This is a genomic window from Enterococcus sp. 6D12_DIV0197 (assembly GCF_002174385.1).
Taxonomy (GTDB): Bacteria; Bacillota; Bacilli; order Lactobacillales; family Enterococcaceae; genus Enterococcus_D; species Enterococcus_D casseliflavus.
This window is the reverse complement of sequence record NZ_NIBN01000001.1, coordinates 615,952-638,393: the sequence shown is the minus strand read 5'-3', so window position 1 is coordinate 638,393 and position 22,442 is coordinate 615,952. Positions and strand designations below refer to the sequence as shown.

Annotated in this window: 17 protein-coding genes and 1 other annotated feature (1 of these 18 running past the window's edge); of the genes, 7 read left to right on the top strand and 10 right to left on the bottom strand. The window is 45.7% G+C overall.

Annotated features, from left to right (window positions below):
• Nucleotides 1-213: a binding site (T-box leader), on the bottom strand (it extends 22 nt beyond the left edge of the window).
• Nucleotides 214-339: 126 nt separating this feature from the next.
• On the bottom strand, nucleotides 340-1,494 hold the full coding sequence (locus tag A5867_RS03095) for a cobalamin-independent methionine synthase II family protein (RefSeq protein WP_005227269.1): 1,155 nt from the start codon (nucleotides 1,492-1,494) through the stop codon (nucleotides 340-342).
• 126 nt (nucleotides 1,495-1,620) lie between these two features.
• On the opposite strand from A5867_RS03095, the gene A5867_RS03090 reads away from it, so the two are divergent.
• Nucleotides 1,621-2,541 carry a LysR family transcriptional regulator gene (locus A5867_RS03090; protein ID WP_087626836.1) on the top strand — a complete coding sequence of 307 codons (921 nt, stop codon included), beginning with the start codon at nucleotides 1,621-1,623 and terminating at the stop codon, nucleotides 2,539-2,541.
• Nucleotides 2,542-2,668: 127 nt separating this feature from the next.
• Here the strand turns inward: A5867_RS03090 and A5867_RS03085 are convergent, their stop codons facing one another.
• The 5 genes from A5867_RS03085 to A5867_RS03065 form a co-directional block, all read right to left on the bottom strand.
• Nucleotides 2,669-5,035, bottom strand: coding sequence for a phosphoketolase family protein (locus tag A5867_RS03085; RefSeq protein ID WP_087626835.1), 2,367 nt, complete (start codon nucleotides 5,033-5,035; stop codon nucleotides 2,669-2,671).
• A 197-nt stretch (nucleotides 5,036-5,232) separates the two neighbouring features.
• On the bottom strand, nucleotides 5,233-6,657 hold the full coding sequence (araA, locus tag A5867_RS03080) for an L-arabinose isomerase (RefSeq protein WP_005227266.1): 1,425 nt from the start codon (nucleotides 6,655-6,657) through the stop codon (nucleotides 5,233-5,235).
• 19 nt (nucleotides 6,658-6,676) lie between these two features.
• Nucleotides 6,677-7,372, bottom strand: a complete 696-nt coding sequence (locus A5867_RS03075; protein WP_008376133.1) for an L-ribulose-5-phosphate 4-epimerase — start codon at nucleotides 7,370-7,372, stop codon at nucleotides 6,677-6,679.
• Between the two features lie 19 nt (nucleotides 7,373-7,391).
• Entirely contained in the window at nucleotides 7,392-8,987 is a 1,596-nt protein-coding gene (locus A5867_RS03070; protein WP_087626834.1) for an FGGY-family carbohydrate kinase, read from the bottom strand.
• A gap of 4 nt (nucleotides 8,988-8,991) precedes the next feature.
• Nucleotides 8,992-10,065 carry a GntR family transcriptional regulator gene (locus tag A5867_RS03065; RefSeq protein WP_015508875.1) on the bottom strand — a complete coding sequence of 358 codons (1,074 nt, stop codon included), beginning with the start codon at nucleotides 10,063-10,065 and terminating at the stop codon, nucleotides 8,992-8,994.
• Nucleotides 10,066-10,247: 182 nt separating this feature from the next.
• Here A5867_RS03065 and A5867_RS03060 point away from each other — a divergent pair, with 182 nt between their 5' ends.
• The 3 genes from A5867_RS03060 (at nucleotide 10,248) to ugpC (ending at nucleotide 13,367) form a co-directional block, all read left to right on the top strand.
• The gene (locus A5867_RS03060) at nucleotides 10,248-11,114 is read left to right on the top strand and encodes an SHOCT domain-containing protein (RefSeq protein ID WP_087626833.1); all 867 of its coding nucleotides are present in this window, start codon (nucleotides 10,248-10,250) and stop codon (nucleotides 11,112-11,114) included.
• A gap of 331 nt (nucleotides 11,115-11,445) precedes the next feature.
• Nucleotides 11,446-12,150: a helix-turn-helix domain-containing protein gene (locus A5867_RS03055; protein ID WP_249270008.1), complete on the top strand. Its 705-nt coding sequence runs from the start codon at nucleotides 11,446-11,448 to the stop codon at nucleotides 12,148-12,150.
• Nucleotides 12,151-12,257: 107 nt separating this feature from the next.
• Nucleotides 12,258-13,367 (top strand): sn-glycerol-3-phosphate ABC transporter ATP-binding protein UgpC, encoded by a 1,110-nt coding sequence (gene ugpC / locus A5867_RS03050; RefSeq protein WP_005227260.1) that lies wholly within the window; start codon nucleotides 12,258-12,260, stop codon nucleotides 13,365-13,367.
• Between the two features lie 512 nt (nucleotides 13,368-13,879).
• On the opposite strand, the gene A5867_RS03040 is transcribed toward ugpC, so the two are convergent.
• The 4 genes from A5867_RS03040 to chvE form a co-directional block, all read right to left on the bottom strand.
• Nucleotides 13,880-14,215, bottom strand: coding sequence for a PTS sugar transporter subunit IIB (locus A5867_RS03040; protein ID WP_010748708.1), 336 nt, complete (start codon nucleotides 14,213-14,215; stop codon nucleotides 13,880-13,882).
• A gap of 12 nt (nucleotides 14,216-14,227) precedes the next feature.
• Complete coding sequence (gene mmsB, locus A5867_RS03035) at nucleotides 14,228-15,424, bottom strand: multiple monosaccharide ABC transporter permease (RefSeq protein WP_005227258.1); 1,197 nt, start codon at nucleotides 15,422-15,424, stop codon at nucleotides 14,228-14,230.
• Nucleotide 15,425: 1 nt separating this feature from the next.
• Nucleotides 15,426-16,955 (bottom strand): multiple monosaccharide ABC transporter ATP-binding protein, encoded by a 1,530-nt coding sequence (mmsA, locus tag A5867_RS03030; protein ID WP_005231476.1) that lies wholly within the window; start codon nucleotides 16,953-16,955, stop codon nucleotides 15,426-15,428.
• A 147-nt stretch (nucleotides 16,956-17,102) separates the two neighbouring features.
• Nucleotides 17,103-18,203, bottom strand: coding sequence for a multiple monosaccharide ABC transporter substrate-binding protein (gene chvE / locus A5867_RS03025; protein WP_005231478.1), 1,101 nt, complete (start codon nucleotides 18,201-18,203; stop codon nucleotides 17,103-17,105).
• Between the two features lie 232 nt (nucleotides 18,204-18,435).
• On the opposite strand from chvE, the gene A5867_RS03020 reads away from it, so the two are divergent.
• Genes A5867_RS03020 through A5867_RS03010 form a run of 3 tightly spaced genes read left to right on the top strand, consistent with a single transcriptional unit; the run spans nucleotide 18,436 to nucleotide 22,430 of the window.
• Entirely contained in the window at nucleotides 18,436-19,440 is a 1,005-nt protein-coding gene (locus A5867_RS03020; RefSeq protein WP_016609598.1) for an ABC transporter substrate-binding protein, read from the top strand.
• 10 nt (nucleotides 19,441-19,450) lie between these two features.
• A complete protein-coding gene (locus A5867_RS03015) occupies nucleotides 19,451-20,899 on the top strand; it encodes a histidine kinase (RefSeq protein WP_087626831.1) in 1,449 nt (482 codons plus the stop codon).
• Complete coding sequence (locus A5867_RS03010) at nucleotides 20,877-22,430, top strand: response regulator (protein ID WP_015508871.1); 1,554 nt, start codon at nucleotides 20,877-20,879, stop codon at nucleotides 22,428-22,430. The genes A5867_RS03015 and A5867_RS03010 overlap by 23 nt, the downstream gene beginning before the upstream one ends.
• The last annotated feature ends 12 nt before the right edge of the window (nucleotides 22,431-22,442 follow it).

Here is a 22,442-nt window from a genome sequence, read left to right as displayed (position 1 = left end):
TTCCACCTTTGTTTATCAGTGCTTCACAGCAACTGAACTCAGAAAGTCATCAATCAATGACTGCTGCTGTAACGGGCAAACCCGGTCTCTCCTACTTTTCTTTCGGAAAAACGACTCCAAGATGTGTTTCACAACCATGCGTTATCTCTTTGCACCAACCAGAGACTCTCTTCAAACAGCAAGCCTTGCTACTCTTCTTTTCGATGTCTGTTTCATTAAGTTGTGTCTTACTTTACTCGCTCTTAAAGAAAATGTCAAACATTTTTTCTGAAATTTTCGAAACTTTGTCAAATGTACCGGTTTCGAGGGGAAGATTCAGGGAAAAGAAGACGCAACTGCTTAACCGAAGTATGCTTCAGCTAAGGCTTGCCCTTGCTTGATTTTTGCCCATTGCTGCTCAGTCGAAAGCTCATTGCCGCAGTCACAAGAGGCAAAGCCGCATTGATGAGAAAGATAAAGCCGCTCCTTAGGAATGATTTGACTAGCTTTATCTAATAAAGCGATCACTCGCTCTTCATCGTCTAATGTGGCGGTTTTGCTGGATAATAAGCCTAAGACAACTTCCACTTCTGGACGATCTTTCAGCGCTTCTAAAGCCGAGATATCACCGGCACGGTCATCGTCCCACTCTAGGAAAAAGCGGTCATAATGCTGATCACGCAAGAATTTTTCGGCGATCGCTTTGTAAGTACCGCTGGCTGCCGCGCGGCTTTGGTAATTGCCGCGACAATTGTGGGTCCAGACTTTTAATCCTAATTCGTGGGCGTAGTCAGCGACTTCGTTGTTGATCGCCACGAATTCATCGGCTAACGCTTCTAAGCCGTCATTGCCTTGGGTGAAGAAGCTCTTGTCATTGTCTTCGGCGAATAATTCCCATAAACAATCATCGAACTGAACGATCTCACCACCGGCTTCTCGGTATTCCTGCAAGAATTCCTTGTAGGCGTTAAGCAGCCCTTCCCGCAAGGCTTCTTTCGTTGGATACACCTGACCTTCACCAACGAGGTCGTTAAAGACAGTCAGCTCGGTAAAGGCGTGGGCAGCCCCCCAGACGGTGATTTTGACTGGCAGGTCGCCAGCTTGGCGTTTGGTTTCTTTAAATAACGTCAAGTAATGATGGTTTTTGCCAGATAATGGTTCTGTGATTCGGATGCCGATGTCTTTACGTGTCTCAAAATGTCCACCGTCCAAATCTTCAAAGGCATACCCATGATCGGAGATATAGCGCTCAACGCCTTTTAATCCCCAGAGAAAATCCAGGTGCCACATCGAGCGGCCGTGTTCGCCGTCTGTGATGACTGTAATGCCGTGTTCTTTTTGCGCTGCAATGATGTCAGCGATCGCTTTTGCTTCCGTTTCTTGGTAGCCAGGAAACGCATCATAAAACGGGTAGCGGATATCCTCCCGATGCTCGATTTGATTTTTGTAGTCCAATAAATCTTGTGGTCGTAACAATGACCCCACAAGCTGAAATTTGTCTGTTGCCATATCCATTCCTCCTATACAAAGTTTTCAAAATTGTTAGATTTATTCTAGCAAACATCTTATACTATAGATAATACTTATAAACTTATATATTCCATAGGCAATACCTATAACATAAAAAGGTGGTTGTATCCCATGCGTATCCAGCAGCTTGAATATTTGGAAAAAATCGTAGAAACTGGCTCTTTCAATGAAGCCGCTAAACAGCTTTTCATCAGTCAGCCCTCCCTCTCTCAAGCCATGAAAGAGTTGGAAAAAGAGTATGATCTGCAGCTGTTTTACCGCAGTAAATTAGGGGTGACCTTGACCGATGATGGCCGTTCCTTTCTCAACTATGCTCGAAATGTTTTAGACCAAGTCAATCTCTTGGACGAACGCTTTCGCAAAGACAGCCATCGCAAGCATGTTTTCAGTGTTTCCGCACAACACTATGCCTTCGTCGTCCACGCCTTCGTGGAGCTGGTCAAACAGTTAGGGGAAGATGAATTTCAATTCACCTTGCGGGAGACCCAGACACAAAATGTACTGGATGATATCCAGACGTTTAAGAGCGAATTGGGGGTCATTTATCTGAATGATTTCAACACGACGGTCTTGACCCGTTTGATCCACGAAAAAGACCTGCAATTCATTCCTTTATTTGAAGCCAAACCCCACGTCTTCATCGGCCGAGAAAATCCCCTGACTCAGAAAAAAAGCATCACATTAGCTGATTTGGAACCATATACCTATCTGTCGTACGAACAAGGGGAAACCAATTCCTTCTACTTTTCTGAAGAGATCTTAAGCACTTTACAGCGCAAAAAACACATCCGCATCAGCGATCGTGCCACGATCTTCAATTTGATGGTGGGTCTCAACGGCTATACCATCAGCTCTGGGATCATCAGCAGTGAGCTGAATGATGAAAAAATCGTTGCGATCCCTTTGGAAGTCGATGATGCGATGATCCTAGGTTACCTCAAACACAAGAAAATGGAACTGAGCGAGATGGCCTTGGACTATCTCGCCTTGTTGAAGCAGCATATCAAAAATTACGGTTTCGACGTCTTTTAAAAAAACGATCCGCAGACAGTCGGTCGGGCTACCTTCGTAAGGTGTCCCGACGCTGTTGCGGATCGTTTTGTTTCTTTTGTGCTTTTTTGCTCTTAAACTGTCTTACGTTGGCGTTGTGGAGAATAAATCAACGCAATGGTTTCCATTCCCACTCTTCGACTTCGGCGATATCATAGCCGTTTTCTCGAATAAAGTCATGGTGATACGCAACGGTGTCTGCCATTTTTTGGGCAAAGTCCGTTGCTTTTTCTCCATAGACCCATTCGGCGGCGTCTTTGGCTAAGTGGAAGCGATCCAATTCAGAAAGGATCCGCATATCAAACGGTGTCGTGATGTCGCCATTTTCTCGGTACCCATGAATATGAAGCTGTTGGTTGCGACGGCCAAAGAAGATATCGCGAATCAGTCCTTCATACCCGTGGAAAGCAAACACGATCGGTTTGTCTTTCGTAAAGTAGGCTTCGAATGCTTCATCGCTCAACCCACGAGGATCGACTTCTGGACGACGCAATTTCAATAGATCGACCACATTGATGAAGCGGACTTTCAACTCTGGGAAGGCTTCAATCAGCAACGAAACAGCAGCTAAAGCTTCCAAATTCGGTTCCGTCCCAGCAGCTGCGATCACAATATCGGGTTCTTGTCCTTCATCTGTCGATGCCCAGTCGATGACTTTCAAGCCATCTTTGACAAGCACTTTCGCTTCATCCGCCGAATAAAACTGCGGACGTGGGTGTTTTGAAGAGACCACTAGATTGATCTTTTCTTCAGAAGCGAGCGTTTCTGCCATGACAGCCATCAAGCTATTGGCATCGGCTGGTAAGTAGACCCGCACAAAGTCGGCTTTTTTCTCTGCAATATGGGTCATGATCCCTGGATCTTGGTGGGTGTACCCATTATGGTCTTGTTGGAAGACCGTTGATGAAGCGATCAAATTCAATGAGGGGTACGGGTTGCGCCAGTCAAGATCATGGGCTTTTCGTAACCATTTGAAGTGTTGCGTGATCATAGAATCAACGACTCTTAAGAATGACTCGTAGCTGGCAAAGAAGCCATGACGACCCGTCAGCACATAGCCTTCCAAGAAGCCTTCTGCTTGATGTTCTGATAATTGTGAATCAATCACACGGCCCACTGAAGACAGCCATTCATCATAATCAGGATGTTTTGGCTCCAACCATTGGCGGTCCGTGACTTCAAACACATGGTTCAACCGATTGGATTTGGCTTCATCTGGGCCAAAAATGCGGAAGTTGTCAAGATTTTCTTTGATGATGTCACGAGCAAATTTCCCAAAGACCATCATGTCTTGGGCAGTCGTTTCCCCTGGTGTCTCGATCGCAATGGCATGTGCTTGCCAATCTGGCAAGCGTAGCGGTTGCGGATCGATCCCCCCATTGGTGATTGGGTTGACCGCCATCCGCTGCTCTCCTTTTGGTGCCAATTCTTGAATCTCAGCTTTGATGCGGCCGTTTTCGTCAAAAAGCTCTTCTGGACGATAAGACTGCAGCCAATCCGTCAAAGCATCCACGTGTTCCATATGTTTCGCATTGACAGGGATCGGCACTTGGTGGGCACGGAAGCCCCCTTCAATCGGCTCGCCATCCCAGACTTTCGGTCCAGTCCAGCCTTTCGGTGTGCGAACGATCAAAACAGGCCAATGAGGCATAGCGGCTTCTTCCGCAGAACCTTTGCGGGCTTCTGCTTGGATCGCGTGGATCTGTTCGATGGCTTGATCCATTTTCTGTGCCAATTGCGGATGAACGGCTTCTGGATCGTCCCCTTCTACGAAATAAGGGGTCCAACCCATACCTTCAAAATATTTCGTGAGATCTTGGTCACTTTTACGAGCCAAAATCGTTGGATTGGCAATCTTGGCGCCATTCAAATGCAAGATAGGCAAAATTGCGCCATCATTGACTGGATTAATAAAGGTATTTGAAAACCAGCTGCCCGCTAATGGTCCAGTTTCGGCTTCGCCATCACCGACCACTACTGCTGCAATGACATCGGGATTGTCTAAAATAGCTCCAGTAGCGTGGGCGATGGAATAGCCTAGCTCGCCGCCTTCATGGATCGAACCTGGCGTTTCAGGTGCCGCATGAGAAGCAATCCCACCTGGGAAAGAGAAGGTTTTGAATAGATGTTTCATCCCTGCTTCGTCTTGGGTGGCTTTTGGATAGATCTCGCTGTAGCTGCCGTCTAAATAAGCATTCGCAACCATGACTTGTCCGCCATGGCCTGGTCCTTCGATATAAAACATGTTTAAGTCGTACTTATTGATGACGCGATTGAGATGGGTGTAAATAAAATTTTGCCCTGCGATCGTTCCCCAGTGACCAATCGGATTCACTTTCAAATCTTTTTCTTCGATGGGGCGGCGCAATAAGGGATTGTCTTTCAAATAAATCTGACCAACGGAAAGGTAGTTGGCTGCTCGCCACCAAGCGTTCATTTTCTGATAATACTCTGGTGTATCGTAGGTTGTCTTCATTGTGCTCCTCCTTTTAGTCCATTGTTCCACTCTTACATAAAAGTCTATGCCCCCTATATTTAAAAGTCAATTTTGCTGATTGCTGGTGATTTCAGGGGTCTGCTTATCCGCACTTTGCAGATAGAAGGCAAGAAAGCTTAAGAAAAACGCAAAGAAACCGCCGACCATCGCCAACGGTTTCTTTTGTGATTGGGTACTTATTTGATCGTTACGTATTCTAATCCCACAAGCTTCGCCCATGTTTCGATCTGATCAGAATTTAGGACGAGTGAGACAACGGTGTGATGGCCACCGCCTGTTTCGATCCACTGTTTGACGCCATCGTGGAAGTTTGGTTTTGGTGTCCACATTACTCGTGCAACCGGTAGTTTTGGTGCTTCTTCAGTTGGCTCAAAGGCATCGACTTCATTGATCAATAATTTGTAGTGGGTGCCAAAGTCGGCCATCGAAACCACGACACCTTCGCCGCCTTGGCCGTCAAAGACGAGTCGGGCTGGGTCTTCACGATCCCCCATCGACAATGGCGAAACCACGATTTTTGGTTTGTTGGCTGCTAATACTGGATCGACTTCCATCATGTGGGATTGCAAGATGGCTTCTTTTCCTGGTGTCAGCTCATAGGTATAGTCTTCCATAAAGCCAGTCGCTTTATTGTGGGCCATGATTTTCATCAAGCGGTCAATAGCGGCGGTTTTCCAGTCCCCTTCACCAGCAAACCCATAGCCTTCTGCCATCAAACGTTGTACAGCTAAACCAGGCAACTGCTGCATACCATATAGGTCTTCAAAGTTCGTGGTAAATGCCGTATAGCCGCCTGCTTCAAGGAAGCGGCGCAGACCGATTTCTTGTTTGGCTTGGGCTTTGACATGACGTGCCCATTCTTCTTTGTCGTAATCGCCATAATCGAAATCATACAGCTGGCTGTATTCTTCAAAGAGTGCATCGACTTCTTCGTCAGTCACCGCATCGACGACTTGAACCAAATCGCCGATCCCAAAATAATCAACGGTCCAGCCAAATTGGATCTGTGCTTCGACTTTATCGCCTTCGGTCACCCCAACGTTACGCATGTTGTCGCCAAAACGAGCGACTTTGATTTGGAAGCTTTCATTGTAGCCGACTGCCACGTCCATCCAAGCAGCGATTTCTTTTTGGATGGCTTCATTTTTCCAATAGCCGACAACGATTTTGTTTTGCTTTTTCAAACGGGCATTGATAAATCCATATTCTCGGTCACCATGAGCTGCTTGGTTCAAGTTCATGAAGTCCATATCGATGGTTTCCCATGGAATTTGTTCATTGTATTGAGTGGCAAGGTGCAGCAATGGTTTTTGTAATAATTTCGTGCCGCGAATCCACATTTTTGCTGGTGAGAAGGTATGCATCCAGGTGATCACCCCAGCGACTTCATCCCGATAGTTGACTTCTTTCATGATTTTCGTAATCGTATCGGCAGTAACAGCGAGTTCTTGTAAAACGACTGGATAAGGCAGCTTTGAGCTGTCATTTAAGCTTTTGACCATTTCTTCTGCGTGGTCCCGTACTTCTTGTAATGCTTCTTCTCCGTATAAGTGCTGTGATCCTACGACGAACCAAAATTCTTTTTTCCCGATTTCTAACATTCTACTTGCTCCTTTTTCGTTATTTTTGCCCGTAATAGGCATTTTCTCCATGTTTGCGTAAATAATGTTTGTCTAAGACCCGCTGCGGCAATTCGGGTGCGTAACTGTTCAGCTGACGCGTGATAAAATTCATCTTAGCAACTTCTTCTAAGACCACTGCGTTCATCACCGCCGCATCCGCCGTTTTGCCCCAGGTAAACGGTCCATGACCGTGAAGCAAGACACCAGGAATTTCTTCTGGCGTGATGCCGCGTTCCTTAAAGGTTTCGACGATCACCTGTCCTGTTTGTGCTTCATAGCCTTCATCGATCTCGGCTTGCGTCAAAAAGCGCGCACATGGGACTGCTCCATAAAACGTATCGGCATGGGTCGTGCCCATCGCTGGCAGATCGAGTCCTGCCTGAGCCCAGCTCGTCGCCCAAGTAGAATGGGTATGGACGATTCCACCAATTTCTGGAAATGCTTTGTATAAAACGGCATGCGTTGGCGTATCGGAGGAAGGATTTTTCGCTCCTTCCACTACGTTGCCCTCAAAATCACAAACCACCATATCACTGGCTTGCATGGTTTCATAGTCAACACCGCTAGGTTTGATGACAAACAATTGCTGTTGGCGATCCACTGCTGACACATTGCCCCAGGTGTATTTGATCAATCCTTGCTTAGGCAATGCCAAATTGGCCTGAAAGACTTCTTCTTTTAATCCTTCTAACACAAAATTCCCTTCTTTCTTTTTAAATCAACGCATCGATTGCCGCTTGCTCGATCGGCAACCCTGCTTGGTAACGTTGGGTAAAGACGGTGAACCCCTGAATGTCGGCTTCTGTCGGGGCTAAGGTCACGCCGTGGTCATTTTTAAACACTTGATCTGCTAAGAATGCTGCCAAGGATTGTTCTGGCGTATGACGGCGAAGGTACGCTGCTAAAAGGGCGATCCCCCAGGCGCCGCCTTCACCAGCCGTTTCCATGACCGTGACTGGGGCTTCCATGACAGCTGCCAAGACACGTTGGGCAACTTCTGGCGTTTTGAAGATCCCACCGTGACCAACGATTCGATCAATAGCGACGTCTTCGGCTTCCAGAATCTTCATCCCGATCTTCATCGCACCAAAGGCACTAAACAGATGTAAGCGCATGAAATTTGCTAAAGTAAAAGAACTCTCTGGCGATCGGACGAAAAGCGGCCGTCCTTCAGGGATCTTAGTGATATTTTCACCAGAATAATAGCCATAAGAAAGCATCCCGCCACAGTCTGAATCCCCTTTCAATGCTTCGTTGAATAAGGTCGTAAACAATTCTTCCGTGGAGAGTTTCATTCCAGCTGCGTCGGCAAATTCGCGGAAAAGTTTGACCCAGGCATTGATCTCCGAGGTACAGTTATTCGTATGGACCATCCCCACCAAATCACCAGAAGGCGTCGTGACCAAATCGATCTCTGGATACACTTTAGTTAAGGGTTCTTCTAAGACGATCATGGCAAAAGCAGACGTCCCGGCTGAAACATTCCCGCTTCGCTGTGCCACACTATTCGTGGCAACCATGCCAGTGCCCGCATCGCCTTCTGGCGGACATAACGGGATGCCAGCTTGCAAAGTACCAGTTGGGTCGAGTTTTTTTGCCCCTTCTGCCGTCAATGTGCCGGCTGGTTCGCCTGCTGTCAACACTTGCGGCAAAAGGTCTTTGATCTGCCAAGGATACCCTAGACTGCTGATTTGTGCATCAAATTGCTGCAGCATATTCGCATCATAGTCTTTTGTCGTACTGTCGATTGGGAACATCCCTGATGCATCGCCGATTCCGATAACTTTTTCCCCTGTCAGCTGCCAATGGACATAGCCGGCTAAGGTAGTGAAAAAAGCAACCTCTGGGACGTGGGCTTCTTGATTCAAAATCGCTTGATACAAATGCGCGATACTCCAACGCTGCGGGATGTTGTATTGGAACAATGCCGTCAAGGCTTTTTCTGCTTCTTCCGTGATCGCATTGCGCCATGTCCGAAAAGGTACCAACAGCGTGCCTTGCTGATCAAAAGCCATATAGCCGTGCATCATTGCAGAAAAACCGATACTGCCGATCGTCGTCAAAGGTACCTCAAATTGCTGTTGGATGTTGTGCGCCAACTCTTGGTAGCTGGCTTGCAGTCCTTGCCAAATCGCCTCTAGTGAGTAGGTCCAAATCCCTTGCTCCAATTGATTTTCCCATTCAAAGCTACCTGAAGCGATCGTCTGAAACTGCTCATCGATCAAGACAGCTTTGATCCGTGTCGAGCCTAGCTCGATCCCAAGAGACGTGCGCCCGTCAATAATTGCTTGCCTTACTTGTTGCGTCATCTTCTTATTCTCCTTTTTGGTTATTGACTGAACCGCGAACGATCAGCTCCGGTTCAAAATAAAAGCGTTGCGCTTCTGTTGCCTTACCTGTAGTGATCCATTGTGCCGCCAATTCCCCCATCGCTTCTTTCGGGTGAGTCAGTGTGGTGATCGTCGGTGTGGACAAGGTGCTAAGAGGCGAGTCATCGTTACCCACGATCGAAAAATCAGTAGGAACGTTCTTCCCAGCAGCCGTCAATGCTTGAATCAAGCGATGCGCGATCTCATCGTTGTAACAAACGATGCCTGTGACTTGATTATCGGCAGCCGTCAAGCGCTGGATCGCTTGTTCAATAACGGCTTCTTTCGTCTCGGTCGTATACGTCAAGACGTCTTCTGCTGCAAACGTCCGCTTGGCTTGGGTCAATGCTTTGACAAACCCTTTCATCCGATATTTCCCTTGTAAGTCATCGATTTTCGTGATCATCATCAACTGCTGATGCTGTTGTTCTAATAAATAATTGGTTGCTAAAAAACCAGAACGTGTATCGTTGACACAAATATGCGGCAAGTCTAGTTCTTCATAATAGGCATTGATCATGACGAGAGGAATCCCGGCTTCTTGGAGGGCGACATAATAAGCAAGATTTGGGTTGTACTGGCTGCTCTTCGTTGGCTCAACGATCAACCCGTCTACCCCTTGATCCATCATTTGCTGCAAGCACGCTCTTTCTTGCTCATGGTCATTGTTGGTTGATCCTAGAAGCAGTGAATAGCCTTGCTCCCGCAATGTCTGTTCCACGCCGCGCATGATCGAAGGGAAAATATAATCAGACAAATAGGTCATGATGATCCCGATCGTTTTGCGGTTTTTATGATTGACAGTCTCAGGTTTTGAAACGTAGGTACCTGAGCCCCGTTCTTTTCTTAAATAGCCTTCATTGACCAAAACAGCGATCGCTTGGCGTACCGTGTGACGGCTATAATGAAATTCTTCCTGTAAGGTTGCTTCTGAAGGGATCGCATCGCCTTCTTGATAGGTGCCTAAGCGGATCTTCTCTCTTAAGATATCCGCAAGTTGTTCGTACTTATTCGCCATTTTAATCCCATCTTTCAAAAGTTGTCCGTACATCTAAGATACCAAGAAACCGCTTCCGTGTCAATTGCTGCTATGGCTTTTTTTCTAAAAAAACCTAACGAAAAGAAGATAAATGATAAATACCCTTTATTTTAATCAGAATAAAACGAATCAAAACACTATTTGTTGTATAATTGAATAAAATGTTGCTTATTACGTTTAAGGAGGTAAGTATTTTGACGAGAACACCTAATGAAACCTACGAGGAACCCATTATTTTGTATTCAAAAAAATATCGAGAAAATCGCAGACATGATGCCAGCTGTCGTTGGCTCATTACGAAAAAAGGCGTCTGGATAAACAACACCCATCCAAAAATCCCAGATGAAAAGATCCCCATGGCAAAAATTGCCGATGTGGAATTACATATAGGCAAAGGTCTCTTAGTGGACTACCTCCGACTGCAGGTACCAGGTAATTCTCAATTGCTCTATTTCACCAATCGAATCGATGCCCAAAAAGCCTATGAATTTTTAACGGATCATTTGGCAGCACTTGGTGGGCAATCAGCCAAAAGTTACGTGGATGAAGAGGCTGGAAAAATCAAATTACTTTCCTATCATTATCGTGATGCTTGGGTCATTTCAGAAGATACCCTCACGATCATCGATTACAAGAAGAAAGCGAAACAGGTTCTGCAGATTCCCCAAATCACCAGTGTCAATCTGAAAGAAGTTGCTGAATCAGGACTTTGGAAAGGCAATGGCTTTTTAGAATTGTATATTGGCGGCGGAGCGATCAGAGAAACCCATTCCTTCAGACGAATGGAACCGAATCACTCCCTTTGCTTTGCCGAAAAAGACCTGGTGATTGCTCGGATCATACAGCGCTACCTCACCAACTTCCCTCGGGAGCGGTCGGTCCCGTTAACGAACCCATCGACACCACCAGCTGCGAAGCCGACGGAAGCGCTCATTGCTGAACTACGCGAACTAAAAGTGCTGGTCGACGAAGGAATTTTGACTGAAGAAGAATTTGCATTCAAGAAAAAACAACTGTTAGGATTATAGAAGCAATCACTTCGGAGAAAAAAGCCGCCCTCCTGCCATGCGAAGGCAGAGATTTCGGTGAAGGGCTGTGTTTTTTTCCTGAGAAAATTTTGAACGGTTTTTTTAGAACATGCTATACTAAATGAAGAATACGTAGAGCATCTCAAAGGAGGTCTTTCTCATTTTTTCTTTTAATGACATCAAAGCGCGTTTCCCCCAGGCAACGCTGCATGACAAAGTATCCACAACGAAGGACATCGAATCCATCGCTTTCGGCAAAAAATATATTTGGCTGCCAACTGACCAATTAAGTGACAGTGAAAAACTGCTGATCCAACTGGGAAACGGCTCTTTGCAACCAGAAATCGATAACCGAAACCATCCATGGTATCCGATTTTATTTGAACATCAGCCCGTTCAAGAGCCAGAGTGGATTCGCCTGCTGCAAGTTCATTTCACCCGAACCATCGACTCCTTACAATCCGAATGGATCACAGAGATCCAGCAAATGCTCCCTAGCGTAGTGGATCTTTTTTTCCTCACCGAAAACCATGCGGTGATCGTAGAAAAACAAGATGGTGCCAATTTGCCCATCGAAGATCTTGACGGCTTATTCGTGGCTTTGGATATGGATTTCGACTGCTATTCTCAGCTATTCGTCGGTCCCTTCCATCACCCACGCCACGACTTCACTACCTTATGGACGAGTGAATCTACCCTGTTCAAAAATGAGTTAAAAACGAAAACTACCAGTAAAAGTATGGATCTGCCCAAAGTGGTCTTCTCTCTTTTTCGCAACGGCTTTTCCGAGTATATTTCCTTGTTTCGTACCTTGTATCTAGATTGGTTTGAAGAAGAGACCGAAACGATCATTCAATCCCTGTGGCGCAATCAAGGCAATGCAAGCTCCACAGCCAAAGAACTGTTTATGCATCGGAATTCTCTCCTATATAAGATCGATAAGTTTCAAACACTGACGCGCTTAAATTTAAAAAATATGGATGATCTGCTGCTTTGCTATTTATTGATCGATCAGTTCACCCATCAGAGCAATTAAACAACATGCACAAGAAAACGTTTTTTTCTTGTGCATGTTTCCGTTGCACCTTCGAAGCGTTTTCATTTATGATGTTCATGTAAACTAAATGGAAAGAGGTAATCCCAATGGTAGAAATGGCCTTAAAAAATATCCACAAAAAATATGATAATAATGATGCGTATTCGGTAACTGATTTTAATTTAGATATCGCAGATCGCGAATTCATCGTTTTCGTTGGACCTTCTGGTTGCGGAAAATCAACAACGCTTCGAATGATCGCTGGTTTAGAAGATATTTCTGAAGGCGAATTGAGCATCGGTGGAAAAGTAATGAACGATGTGGCACCAAAAGACCGCGACATCGCGATGGTTTTCCAGAACTACGCATTGTATCCCCATATGACTGTTTTCAACAACATGGCATTTGGTTTGAAATTGCGTAAATACGACAAAGAAGAAATTAAAAAACGGGTAGAAAATGCCGCTGAGATCTTAGGATTGACAGAATACTTAGATCGTAAACCAGCTGCCCTTTCAGGTGGTCAGCGTCAACGGGTTGCCCTAGGCCGTGCCATCGTCCGTGATGCCAAAGTCTTCTTGATGGATGAGCCGTTGTCAAACTTAGATGCGAAATTGCGGGTTGCCATGCGTGCGGAAATCGCAAAATTACACCAACGTTTAGAAACAACGACGATCTATGTAACCCATGACCAAACAGAAGCGATGACCATGGCTGACCGGATCGTTATCATGAAAGATGGCTTCATTCAACAAATCGGTTCACCAAAAGAAGTCTACAACACACCGAAAAACATTTTCGTTGCCGGCTTTATCGGTTCACCAGCAATGAACTTCTTCAATGTTACGTTGAAAAACGGTATGATCTCTGATGGACAAAGCTTGAACTTACGTATTCCTGAAGGCAAGAACAAGATTCTTGTGGAAAAAGGGTACGAAGGCAAACAATTAGTCTTTGGTATTCGTCCAGAAGATATTCACAGTGAACAAATCGCATTGGAAGCTTCTCCTGAAGCAACTGTACGTGCCGAAGTAGTCGTATCTGAATTATTAGGTGCAGAAACGATGCTTTATACACGCGTAGGTGCGACTGAATTTATCTCGAAAGTTGATGCTCGTGACTTCCACCGTCCAGGTGAAACGGTTGATTTGGCTTTCAACATCAACAAAGCACACTTCTTCGACAAAGATTCAGAAAATGTCATCACACTTCCTTAATTTGTAGTTACCATGCACTGTTCTCGGATTTGCCCCCTAGGCAGTCGCATTTAACTAATATCCACTTTTATTCCTTATTTGTATCCCCTAAAAACAGACAGTCAGCAGACTGTCTGTTTTTGGGTTTCGTTGTGTTTCCTACGAAACGCTTAGTTACGAACGAGAAACCAGAAGCGGTGTAATCAGCTCATTTCCCCCCTCCTACCGCCCACAGCCACGATGCTTTAAGTACGTGAAACACTCGCCCATCACTTGCCTTTAGACAGCATACGCGTGGTGTCAGCTTCGTCCTCTTCCCCCTCAACTTCTCTTTTGTTTGTCTATGATGCGATGTCCTAAACACGAGAAAACGAACCAACGGGCTTGCCACGCATTGCTGCTTAAGAGGGGCTTTCTTGGCTAGTGTAGGCAGAAAAGCACCACAAAAAGAGTAGTGCTTGTGGGGGATGACAAGCACTACTCTGGGGAGCCTATTCAACTGCTGACCACCTAGCTTTTTGCCAAGCTGCTGGTTAGCGATCGTTTTGCAAGAGGGTCAGGCTGTCTGCAAGGACAGCTTCGCCATCTAACAACTCGTAATCTGTTTCTTTGATCAATTTATAAGGCACCGCTTTGACCATGAGAAAGTCTTTCAATCGATTGACTTCGTACTTCGACTGCGGACCGATCAGCAAGGCATCGACAGTCTGCTGCTGCAGGATCTGTTCAGCAATGATGGCTGGTGCCGAATAGATATGCACGGCTAATCCTTTTTCATCTGCAGCCCGCTGCATGTTTTTCACTAAGAGACCCGTAGTGATACCTGCGGTACAAATCAATAAAATCGTCTTTTGTGCTTGTTCCTCCATAAACAGGCCCTCCTACGATATTTTCTTTTTCTTATTGTAGATATCCAACACGACGGCCAGCAGCAAAATCAACCCTTTGATGGCTTGCTGCCAATCGACACCGACTCCTAAGATCGACATCCCATTGTTTAAGACACCCATCACGAGCCCACCAACGATCGCACCCATCACAGTACCAATACCGCCTGAGGTGGAAGCACCGCCGAAATACACTGCGGCCATTGCATCTAATTCCATTGACGTTCCTGCTTGCGGGGTGGCTGCGTTCAACCGAGCGGCTAAAACCAAGCCCGCCAAAGCTGCCATCATCCCCATGTTCACGAAGACCCAGAAGGTGATTTTCTTCGTCTTGATCCCAGAAAGTTCGGCTGCTTTTTTGTTGCCGCCGGTTGCATAGATTTGACGACCAGCAACGGTTTTGTTAGTCAAAAAGCCATAAGCAGCCACGATCACCCCTAAGACGATCAAAATGATCGGATACCCTTGATAAGAGGCAAAGATATAGGTAGCGCCGAGAAATACGACCGCAGTAAAGACGGCTTTAAAGGCAAAGGCTGCCATTGATTCCACTTCAAAAAGATTTTTTTTGCGACGCTCACGGGTCCGCCATTGGCCTAAAATCAGGATGCCCGTGATCACTACACCTAAAATCATGGAAAGTAAATGGATCTGACCGCCTGCAATATCTGGCAAATACCCAGTAGAAATTTGTTGGAATGCCTTGGGAAACGGCGCCAATGATTGACCCCCTAAGACGACTTGGGTCAGTCCTCGAAACATCAGTAAACCAGACAAGGTCACGATAAATGCTGGGATACCGACATACGCGACCCAGAACCCTTGCCAGGCACCGATCACTGCGCCCATCAGTAAGCAAAGAGGCACTGCCAGCCAAGGACTGATGCCGTTATTGACCATTAAGACGCCTGCAATCGCACCGACAAACGCCATCACGGACCCTACGGATAAATCAACGTGTCCTAACAAGACGACCAAGAGCATACCAGCTGCCAAAACGAGAATATGACTGTTTTGTAACACGAGGTTGGTGATATTCAGCGGCCGCCAGAAAATCCCGTCGGTCATGAGCTGAAAGGCCACCAGCAGCACTGCTAAGATAATGATCATACTGTATTTGCTAAAGATTTCCAGTGCCTTTTCTTTCAGCGAATGGCTGCGTTCTTTTTTTAATTTATTGGTTGTTTCCATCTCAAACCCCACTCTCTTCTAATGTCATTAGATTCATCAATCGTTCTTGATCCGCCTCTTCCCGCAGGACCTCGCCAGTGAAGCGGCCTTCATTCATCGTATAGATTCGATCACACATGCCTAATAGTTCTGGCAGCTCCGAGGAGATGATGCAAATGGCTTTGCCAGCTGCTGCCATCTCTTCGATGATCGTATAGATTTCGTATTTCGCCCCGACATCGATCCCACGGGTCGGTTCATCTAAAAATAAGATGTCTGGTGTGGTCATCAGCCATTTTGCCAAAACGACTTTTTGCTGATTCCCGCCGCTCAAGCTGCCGACGTTTTGATAGATCGAATTGGTTTTCGTCCGCATTTTTTTGCGGAATTCTTCAGCCATCGTGACTTCTTTTTCTTTATCGATGACCCCTTGGCGGCTGATTTTGGCAAGACTAGCAATGGTGGTATTCTCGCGAATATCCATCAGCAGATTCAAGCCCAGCGCTTTTCGATCTTCCGACACATAGGCTAACCCATTTTTGATGGCGGTTGGCACGTCTTTGACAGAAATCGGTTGGCCGTCTTTATAGACTTCCCCCGAAATCGAACTGCCGTAGGAATGACCGAAGACACTCATGGCAAACTCAGTCCGTCCCGCACCCATCAAACCAGCGATGCCGATGATCTCTCCTTTGCGGATCATCAAGTTCAAATTCTCATTCACCACACGGGTATGGTCGATTGGATGATGGACCGTCCAATTTTTGACTTCAAAAAACGGTTCACCAATAGTGGGGTTCCGCTCGGGGTAGCGATTGGTCAAATCTCGCCCAACCATGCCGCGAATGATGCGCTCTTCAGAGATTTCGGCACCACTCAGCGTCTCGATCGTTTGCCCGTCACGTAAAATCGTGATGCGATCCGCCACATTGACGATTTCATTCAACTTGTGAGAGATGATGATCGAGGTAATCCCTTGGTTGCGAAACTCTTTGATCAGCTCTAACAGATTGGCGCTTTCTTCTTCATTCAACGCCGCGGTTGGCTCATCTAAAATCAACAATCGGACGGATTTTGAAAATGCTTTGGCAATTTCCACCAGCTGTTGATGCCCGACACCGATTTGTGAAACCAGCGTATTCGGGTCTAATTTCAAGCCAACGATCTTTAAGAGGTTGTCTGTTTTCTTTTCGGTCAGATCCCAATCAATGATGCCGTGTTTGGCTTGTTCGTTTCCTAGAAAGATATTTTCTTTGATCGACAGGTAAGGACTTAATGCTAACTCTTGATGAATAATAACGATTCCTTTGTCCTCACTGTCCCGCAAATCTTTGAACTTGCATAACTCCCCTTCATAATAGATCTCTCCGTCATAGCTGCCGTAAGGATAGAGTCCGCTTAAGACATTCATCAGCGTGGACTTGCCAGCGCCATTTTCTCCACACAGTGCGTGGATCTCTCCTCGCTCGATCGAGAGGTTGACGTTATCAAGGGCGCGAACCCCTGAAAACTCTTTGACGATGCCTTTCATCATCAAAATATTATCTGCCATGTTCTTTCACCCTTTTCCTTTTTATGTAAAAGTGGTGCGCTGCCTTTGTAAGAAAAGCGGAAAGAACGAATAGTGGGGATGATTCGTTCTTCCCTACTGCTTTCGGGGAAACCATGTATCTTTTCTCGCTGGATCAGCGCTTCTTGCTTAAATGCCTAGCTCTTCTTCTGTATAGTAATCGGTATCGATCAGTTCTTCTTTATAGTTGTCGCTATCCACAGAAACGGGATTTGACAAGTAGGTTGGTACGACTTTGACGCCATTGTCATAGGTTTCCGTATCGTTGACTGGCACTTCCTCGCCATTGGTGATGGCTTCGATCATTTCGATCGTGTTTTTCGCCAACACCCGTGTATCTTTGAAAATCGTTTGGGTCTGTTCGCCCGCGATGATCGATTTCACCCCTGCCACCGTCGCATCTTGACCGGTAATCACAGGTAGTGGTTTATCGGAAGAACCATAGCCAACGCCTTTAAGCGATGAAATGATTCCTAGGCTGATTGGATCATAAGGTGAAAGAACGGCATCCAATGTTTGATCCGTATAGTTGGCACTCAACAAGTTATCCATCCGAGCTTGCGCAGTTGAACCATCCCAACGCAAAGTAGCGATTTGGTTGAAGTTGGTTTGACCAGAAGGAACGACTAGCTGTCCGCTGTCAAAGTATTGTTGGAAGACCGAAAGGACCCCATTATAATTGATCAGTGCATTGTTATCATCTGGAGAGCCGCCGAATAATTCAATGTTAAATGGTCCTTCACCGTCTTTGAGACCCAATTTGTCTTCAATATAAGACGCTTGCAGCACGCCGACTCCAAAATTATCAAAGGTGGCATAATAATCGACGTATTCCGAGTTCATCAGTAAACGGTCATAGGCGATGACTGTGATGTCTTCGTTATGGGCTTTTTCCAACACGTCTGTCAGTGCCGAACCATCGATCGAGGCGATCACTAAAGTATCAACGCCTTTGGTGATCATATTCTCAATTTGTGCCACTTGGTTTTCTACTTTGTCTTCTCCATATTGCAGGTCAGTTTTATAGCCGAGCTTCTCTAATTCTTCTACCATGTTGTCGCCATCTGCGATCCACCGTTCTGCCGATTTGGTCGGCATCGCGATCCCAACAAATCCTTTGTCTCCGTCACCGTTTGCCCCGCTGTCTGATCCATTCCCACAAGCTGCTAACAATCCGCCAACCAATAAGGTGGATGCTAGGACGACCAATTTACCAAAAGTACCTTTCATTGTGATCCCTCCATGTCTTTTTCTTACATTCTCAGTATAGCCAGTTAAGGAATCGCTTACATTTAGATTTTTTCGAGGTTTCTTGGATTTCTTGAGAAAAAACGACTCAGTTGCCCCCATTTCTTTTCGTAATCTTGGATTTTTTAAGATTCCCTTGGTTTTTATTTGATTTGATATTTTGTGTAAAGCGCTTCCGTATTTTTTAGTAGAATAGACCATAGAGGTGAAAAAAATGAGGAATATAAAAATTGGGTTACTCCTTTGTTTGTGTTTGTCTTTCTTGGCTGGTTGCCAAGCAGTCAAAGAAACGACCGCTGAAACATCGGAAGAAAGTATCGTGATCGGTTTTTCTCAATCGGGAACAGAAAGCAGCTGGCGTAAACGCCACACCGAATCGATTCGCACTGAATTAGAGAAGGAAGGCTATGAAGTGCTCTATCGTAACGGCTATATGAATCAAGAACGTCAGATTCAAGATATCCGCAGTTTTATCGTGTATCAAGTCGATGCCATCGTCTTTACCCCGATTCAGGAAAACAATTGGGAACCGATTTTGGAAGAAGCTGCGCAAGCGGGGATTCCCGTTTTCGTGGTGGACCGTCATGTCAACGTCAGCGATCCCTCCTTGTTTCTGACTCATATCGGGCCAAGCTTCAAAGCCGAGGGCAATCGTGCAGGTCTCTACGTCAGCAATTATTATAAAGAACATCAAAATGAAACGATCAATGTTTTAGAATTGACGGGACTGGATGCTACTTCTCCGACGTATTTGCGCTCAGAAGGGTTCCGAGAAACCATCAAGCGTGATTATGCCCACAACAATGTAACGATCCAAGTCAAAGATGAGCTAAATGGTGACTTCATTCGCCGCAAAGGCAAAGAAGTCATTGAACAATACATCGCAGAAGGCAAAATGGAGCAGATCGATGTCTTGTTCAGTCACAATGACGAGATGACTCTTGGCGCTCTTGAAGCCCTCGAAAAAACCGATATTGAGCCAGGGAAGGATTTGGTGATCGTATCGATCGATGCCCAAAAAGAAATGATCGACAAATTGAAGCAAGGGATCGTCAATTGTGTCGTTGAATGCAACCCAGACGCTGGTGTGTTCGTCAAAAATGCCATCTCGCGCTACTTGGCTCGCGGCGCCGATGCCATTCCTCGTGAAATCTATGTCCATGAAACAGTTTTTTCCAGTGATATGGACTTTGATCAGATTCCACCGAGAAATTATTGAGGAGATGAAGATGAAAACAAAAAGTATCAAGGGCATCTTCCAGCAGACCAACAAACTGATGATCCTGGTCGCCTTTATCCCCCTCGTAGTAAGCAGTGTCTTTTACTCGCGGCAGATTTTTATTTACCAAAACACCATCAACAATATTGAAGAAGCCAATCAATTATCGGAAAAAGTCGATGCCATTGTCTTGGAAGAAATGTGGGATTTAGTCTTTGGTCAAAAAACCGTCGCACAAGTCCAAGAAACCAATGTGATCGATGAACTAAGGAGCGATCTGCAGCACATTCAAGAAAATACCAGCACTGCCAAAGAGCTCAATATTTTAGCAGTCGCCTTTCGGACGCTCGATTCTTTAGAAACCTATCAGCAACAGTTGATCGATAATATTCTCAACGATGAACCGGTGGAACAAAACCAATACGTCATGATCCAAGTGGATTCGGTGATCGATTTGCTATCCGATATTTTGCAGCAGTTTGTCGGGGTAGAGATCAGCTTAGCCAGCCAAACCAATCACGAACTAGTCCAATCCGTGTTGCTGCTGATCCTTTTTCAGGTCGTGTTGCTTTTGATCATCTTTGCGATTATCAATAAAAACCGCCGCTTTGTTCGTGACAATCTGCAATACCCGCTGGATCAGTTGTTAGACCTTTCCAATGAACTATCCCAAGGACATTTGAGCTACCGAGCAGAACTGCCCGAAACCCCAGAGCTGCGGACTCTGACGAGTAGCTTGAATCGAATGGCAGATGACTTGACTCGGCTCTTGGAAGAAAATGCCTTGAAGCAGTATCACTTAGCCCAAAGTGAGGTGCGGGTCTTACAAGCCCAGATCACTCCACATTTCATCTATAATAGTTTAGATGCGATCGTTTCTTTGATCGAAGCTGCCCGTTACGAGCAAGCAACCGAAATGACTTATGCGCTGTCAGATTTTTTCCGCATCTCCTTAAGCAAAGGGCAAGACTGGATTCCGCTGGAAAAAGAATTGCGGCATGTGGACGATTACTTGAAGATTTTGCAGATCCGCTATGGCAGGATGCTGTCTTACACCCTTGAAGATCAAACTGTCAGTCCAGAACTACAGGTTTTGAAAATGGTCCTGCAGCCCCTTGTTGAAAACGCCGTTTATCATGGCACCAAATTTGTCCGTCGTGTCGGCATGATTCGAATCACAGTGTCAGAATTGCCTCACCAGATTCAAATGACCATCAGTGACAACGGCGTTGGAATCGACCCTGAGCGTTTGGAGGAGATTCGTCGTAACCTTAAAGAAACCACTGATCCCGCCTCTGAGAGCGGCTATGGCCTATATAACGTCTATCGCCGTCTCCAGCTGAACTACGGCAGCGAAGCGCAACTGACGATCCACAGTCAATACCAAGAAGGCACCACGATTAACGTCACAGTACCAAAAAGGGAGGAACCCAACCATGTACAAAGTGTTCATAGTTGAAGATGAACATCTGATTCGCGATAGTTTGCGCCACCAAATCATGACTCTCGCCAAACAATACCCGATCGTTTATAGCGATGAAGCCGCAGATGGCGAATTGGCGCTGGCTTCGATCCTTGATCTGCGTCCTGATATTATTATCAGTGATATCAAAATGCCGTTTATGGACGGCTTGGTCTTTGCGAAAGAAGCCAAGAAATTATTGCCGCAAGTTCGCATTATTTTCGTTAGCGGCTTTGATGATTTTGACTATGCAAAAACGGCACTGCAGCTGCAAGCAGACGATTACTTGCTCAAGCCCATCAAAAACGAAGAATTAGAACAAGCCATCAAAACCGTCGTTCAACATTTAGATGAACAACAAGCCACTCATCAACAATTATCCAAAGAAGACGATTTATTCGAAATGGAAATCAAAAAGAATCACTTTCTGAATCACCTCTTTAAACAAAAGATCACGATCTCAGAAGCCTTTTTGCAAGCAGAAGAACTGGGCCGGCGCTTTTCAGGCAAACAGTTTTGTGTACTCTTAGCAAAAACCCCCTTCAATCAAAGCTTTTCTGACTACACTCGCTTTAGCCAGCAGCTGACCAAAGCCTATGAACAAGACGATGCCGTCTTGTTCTCCAGTGTTTCTAGCCGCTTCATCAAGTTTTTGCTTTTTGACCATGACCGAGAACAAGTTTTAGAAAAAGCCTATCAGATCGCTCAAAGCCTCGTTCATGGTTCTGGGGAAGAAGTAGCAGTGGCGATCGGACCGGTAGCAGATCGCTTCTCGGGCATCTCTCTTTCTTATCAGAAAGCTCGTGACATGCTAAAAACCTATGGCAGCATCCGCAAGGAAAAAATCATCAGCTATGAAGACGACATTCGCGAAGGGGAACTGTCCCCCACCAATCCTTTCAAAACCGACCTTGCTTCACGGCTGGCAAATGCTGGGAAACAGACGATCCCTGAGCTGATCGCTGAATTGATGGCGCCTCAAGGAACCGTTGAGCGAACGCAAATGTACCGTTTGTTCGTCTTAGTCGAACTGCTGGCATTGTTGAAGAAAAAAGACAGTCATTCGCTGCCCCAGATCGTTCAGCACGCCCATGACTTAGACTATCTAGCGGCATTGACCCATGAGCCAGAGAACTATCAAACGACTCTGGCAGAACTGTTGCCATTATTAACCAAACAACCCATCAATCCTGCAATGGCGAAATATCAAAGCGTCATCAATCAAGCCAAAGCCTTTATTAGTGAGCACTTTTCTGATCCCAATATTTCCTTAAATGTAGTTGCTGAAAAAGTTCATTTGAGTCCAGCACATTTCAGCACCATCTTCTCGCAAGCCACTGATTCTACGTTTATCGAATACTTGACCGAGCAACGGTTGACCTTAGCTAAGGAACTGCTGTTAACGACCAATCTACGGCTATCTGAGATCGCCTTTGATGTTGGCTACAATGACCCAAATTATTTTTCCTTTTTGTTCAAGAAGAAAGAAAAAATCTCACCGAAAGAATACCGTCAAAAAAATGCCTAGATGAGTGAAGGG

Bases quoted from the DNA above. Each gene is read 5' to 3' on its own strand.
- A5867_RS03040 (WP_010748708.1), bottom strand. From the start codon at position 14,215: ATGGAGGAACAAGCACAAAAGACGATTTTATTGATTTGTACCGCAGGT.
- mmsB (WP_005227258.1), bottom strand. From the start codon at position 15,424: ATGGAAACAACCAATAAATTAAAAAAAGAACGCAGCCATTCGCTGAAA.
- A5867_RS03060 (WP_087626833.1), top strand. From the start codon at position 10,248: ATGTTGCTTATTACGTTTAAGGAGGTAAGTATTTTGACGAGAACACCT.
- araA (WP_005227266.1), bottom strand. From the start codon at position 6,657: ATGTTAGAAATCGGGAAAAAAGAATTTTGGTTCGTCGTAGGATCACAG.
- A5867_RS03020 (WP_016609598.1), top strand. From the start codon at position 18,436: ATGAGGAATATAAAAATTGGGTTACTCCTTTGTTTGTGTTTGTCTTTC.
- A5867_RS03015 (WP_087626831.1), top strand. From the start codon at position 19,451: ATGAAAACAAAAAGTATCAAGGGCATCTTCCAGCAGACCAACAAACTG.
- A5867_RS03090 (WP_087626836.1), top strand. From the start codon at position 1,621: ATGCGTATCCAGCAGCTTGAATATTTGGAAAAAATCGTAGAAACTGGC.
- A5867_RS03095 (WP_005227269.1), bottom strand. From the start codon at position 1,494: ATGGATATGGCAACAGACAAATTTCAGCTTGTGGGGTCATTGTTACGA.
- A5867_RS03070 (WP_087626834.1), bottom strand. From the start codon at position 8,987: ATGACGCAACAAGTAAGGCAAGCAATTATTGACGGGCGCACGTCTCTT.
- chvE (WP_005231478.1), bottom strand. From the start codon at position 18,203: ATGAAAGGTACTTTTGGTAAATTGGTCGTCCTAGCATCCACCTTATTG.
- A5867_RS03085 (WP_087626835.1), bottom strand. From the start codon at position 5,035: ATGAAGACAACCTACGATACACCAGAGTATTATCAGAAAATGAACGCT.
- mmsA (WP_005231476.1), bottom strand. From the start codon at position 16,955: ATGGCAGATAATATTTTGATGATGAAAGGCATCGTCAAAGAGTTTTCA.
- ugpC (WP_005227260.1), top strand. From the start codon at position 12,258: ATGGTAGAAATGGCCTTAAAAAATATCCACAAAAAATATGATAATAAT.
- A5867_RS03065 (WP_015508875.1), bottom strand. From the start codon at position 10,065: ATGGCGAATAAGTACGAACAACTTGCGGATATCTTAAGAGAGAAGATC.
- A5867_RS03010 (WP_015508871.1), top strand. From the start codon at position 20,877: ATGTACAAAGTGTTCATAGTTGAAGATGAACATCTGATTCGCGATAGT.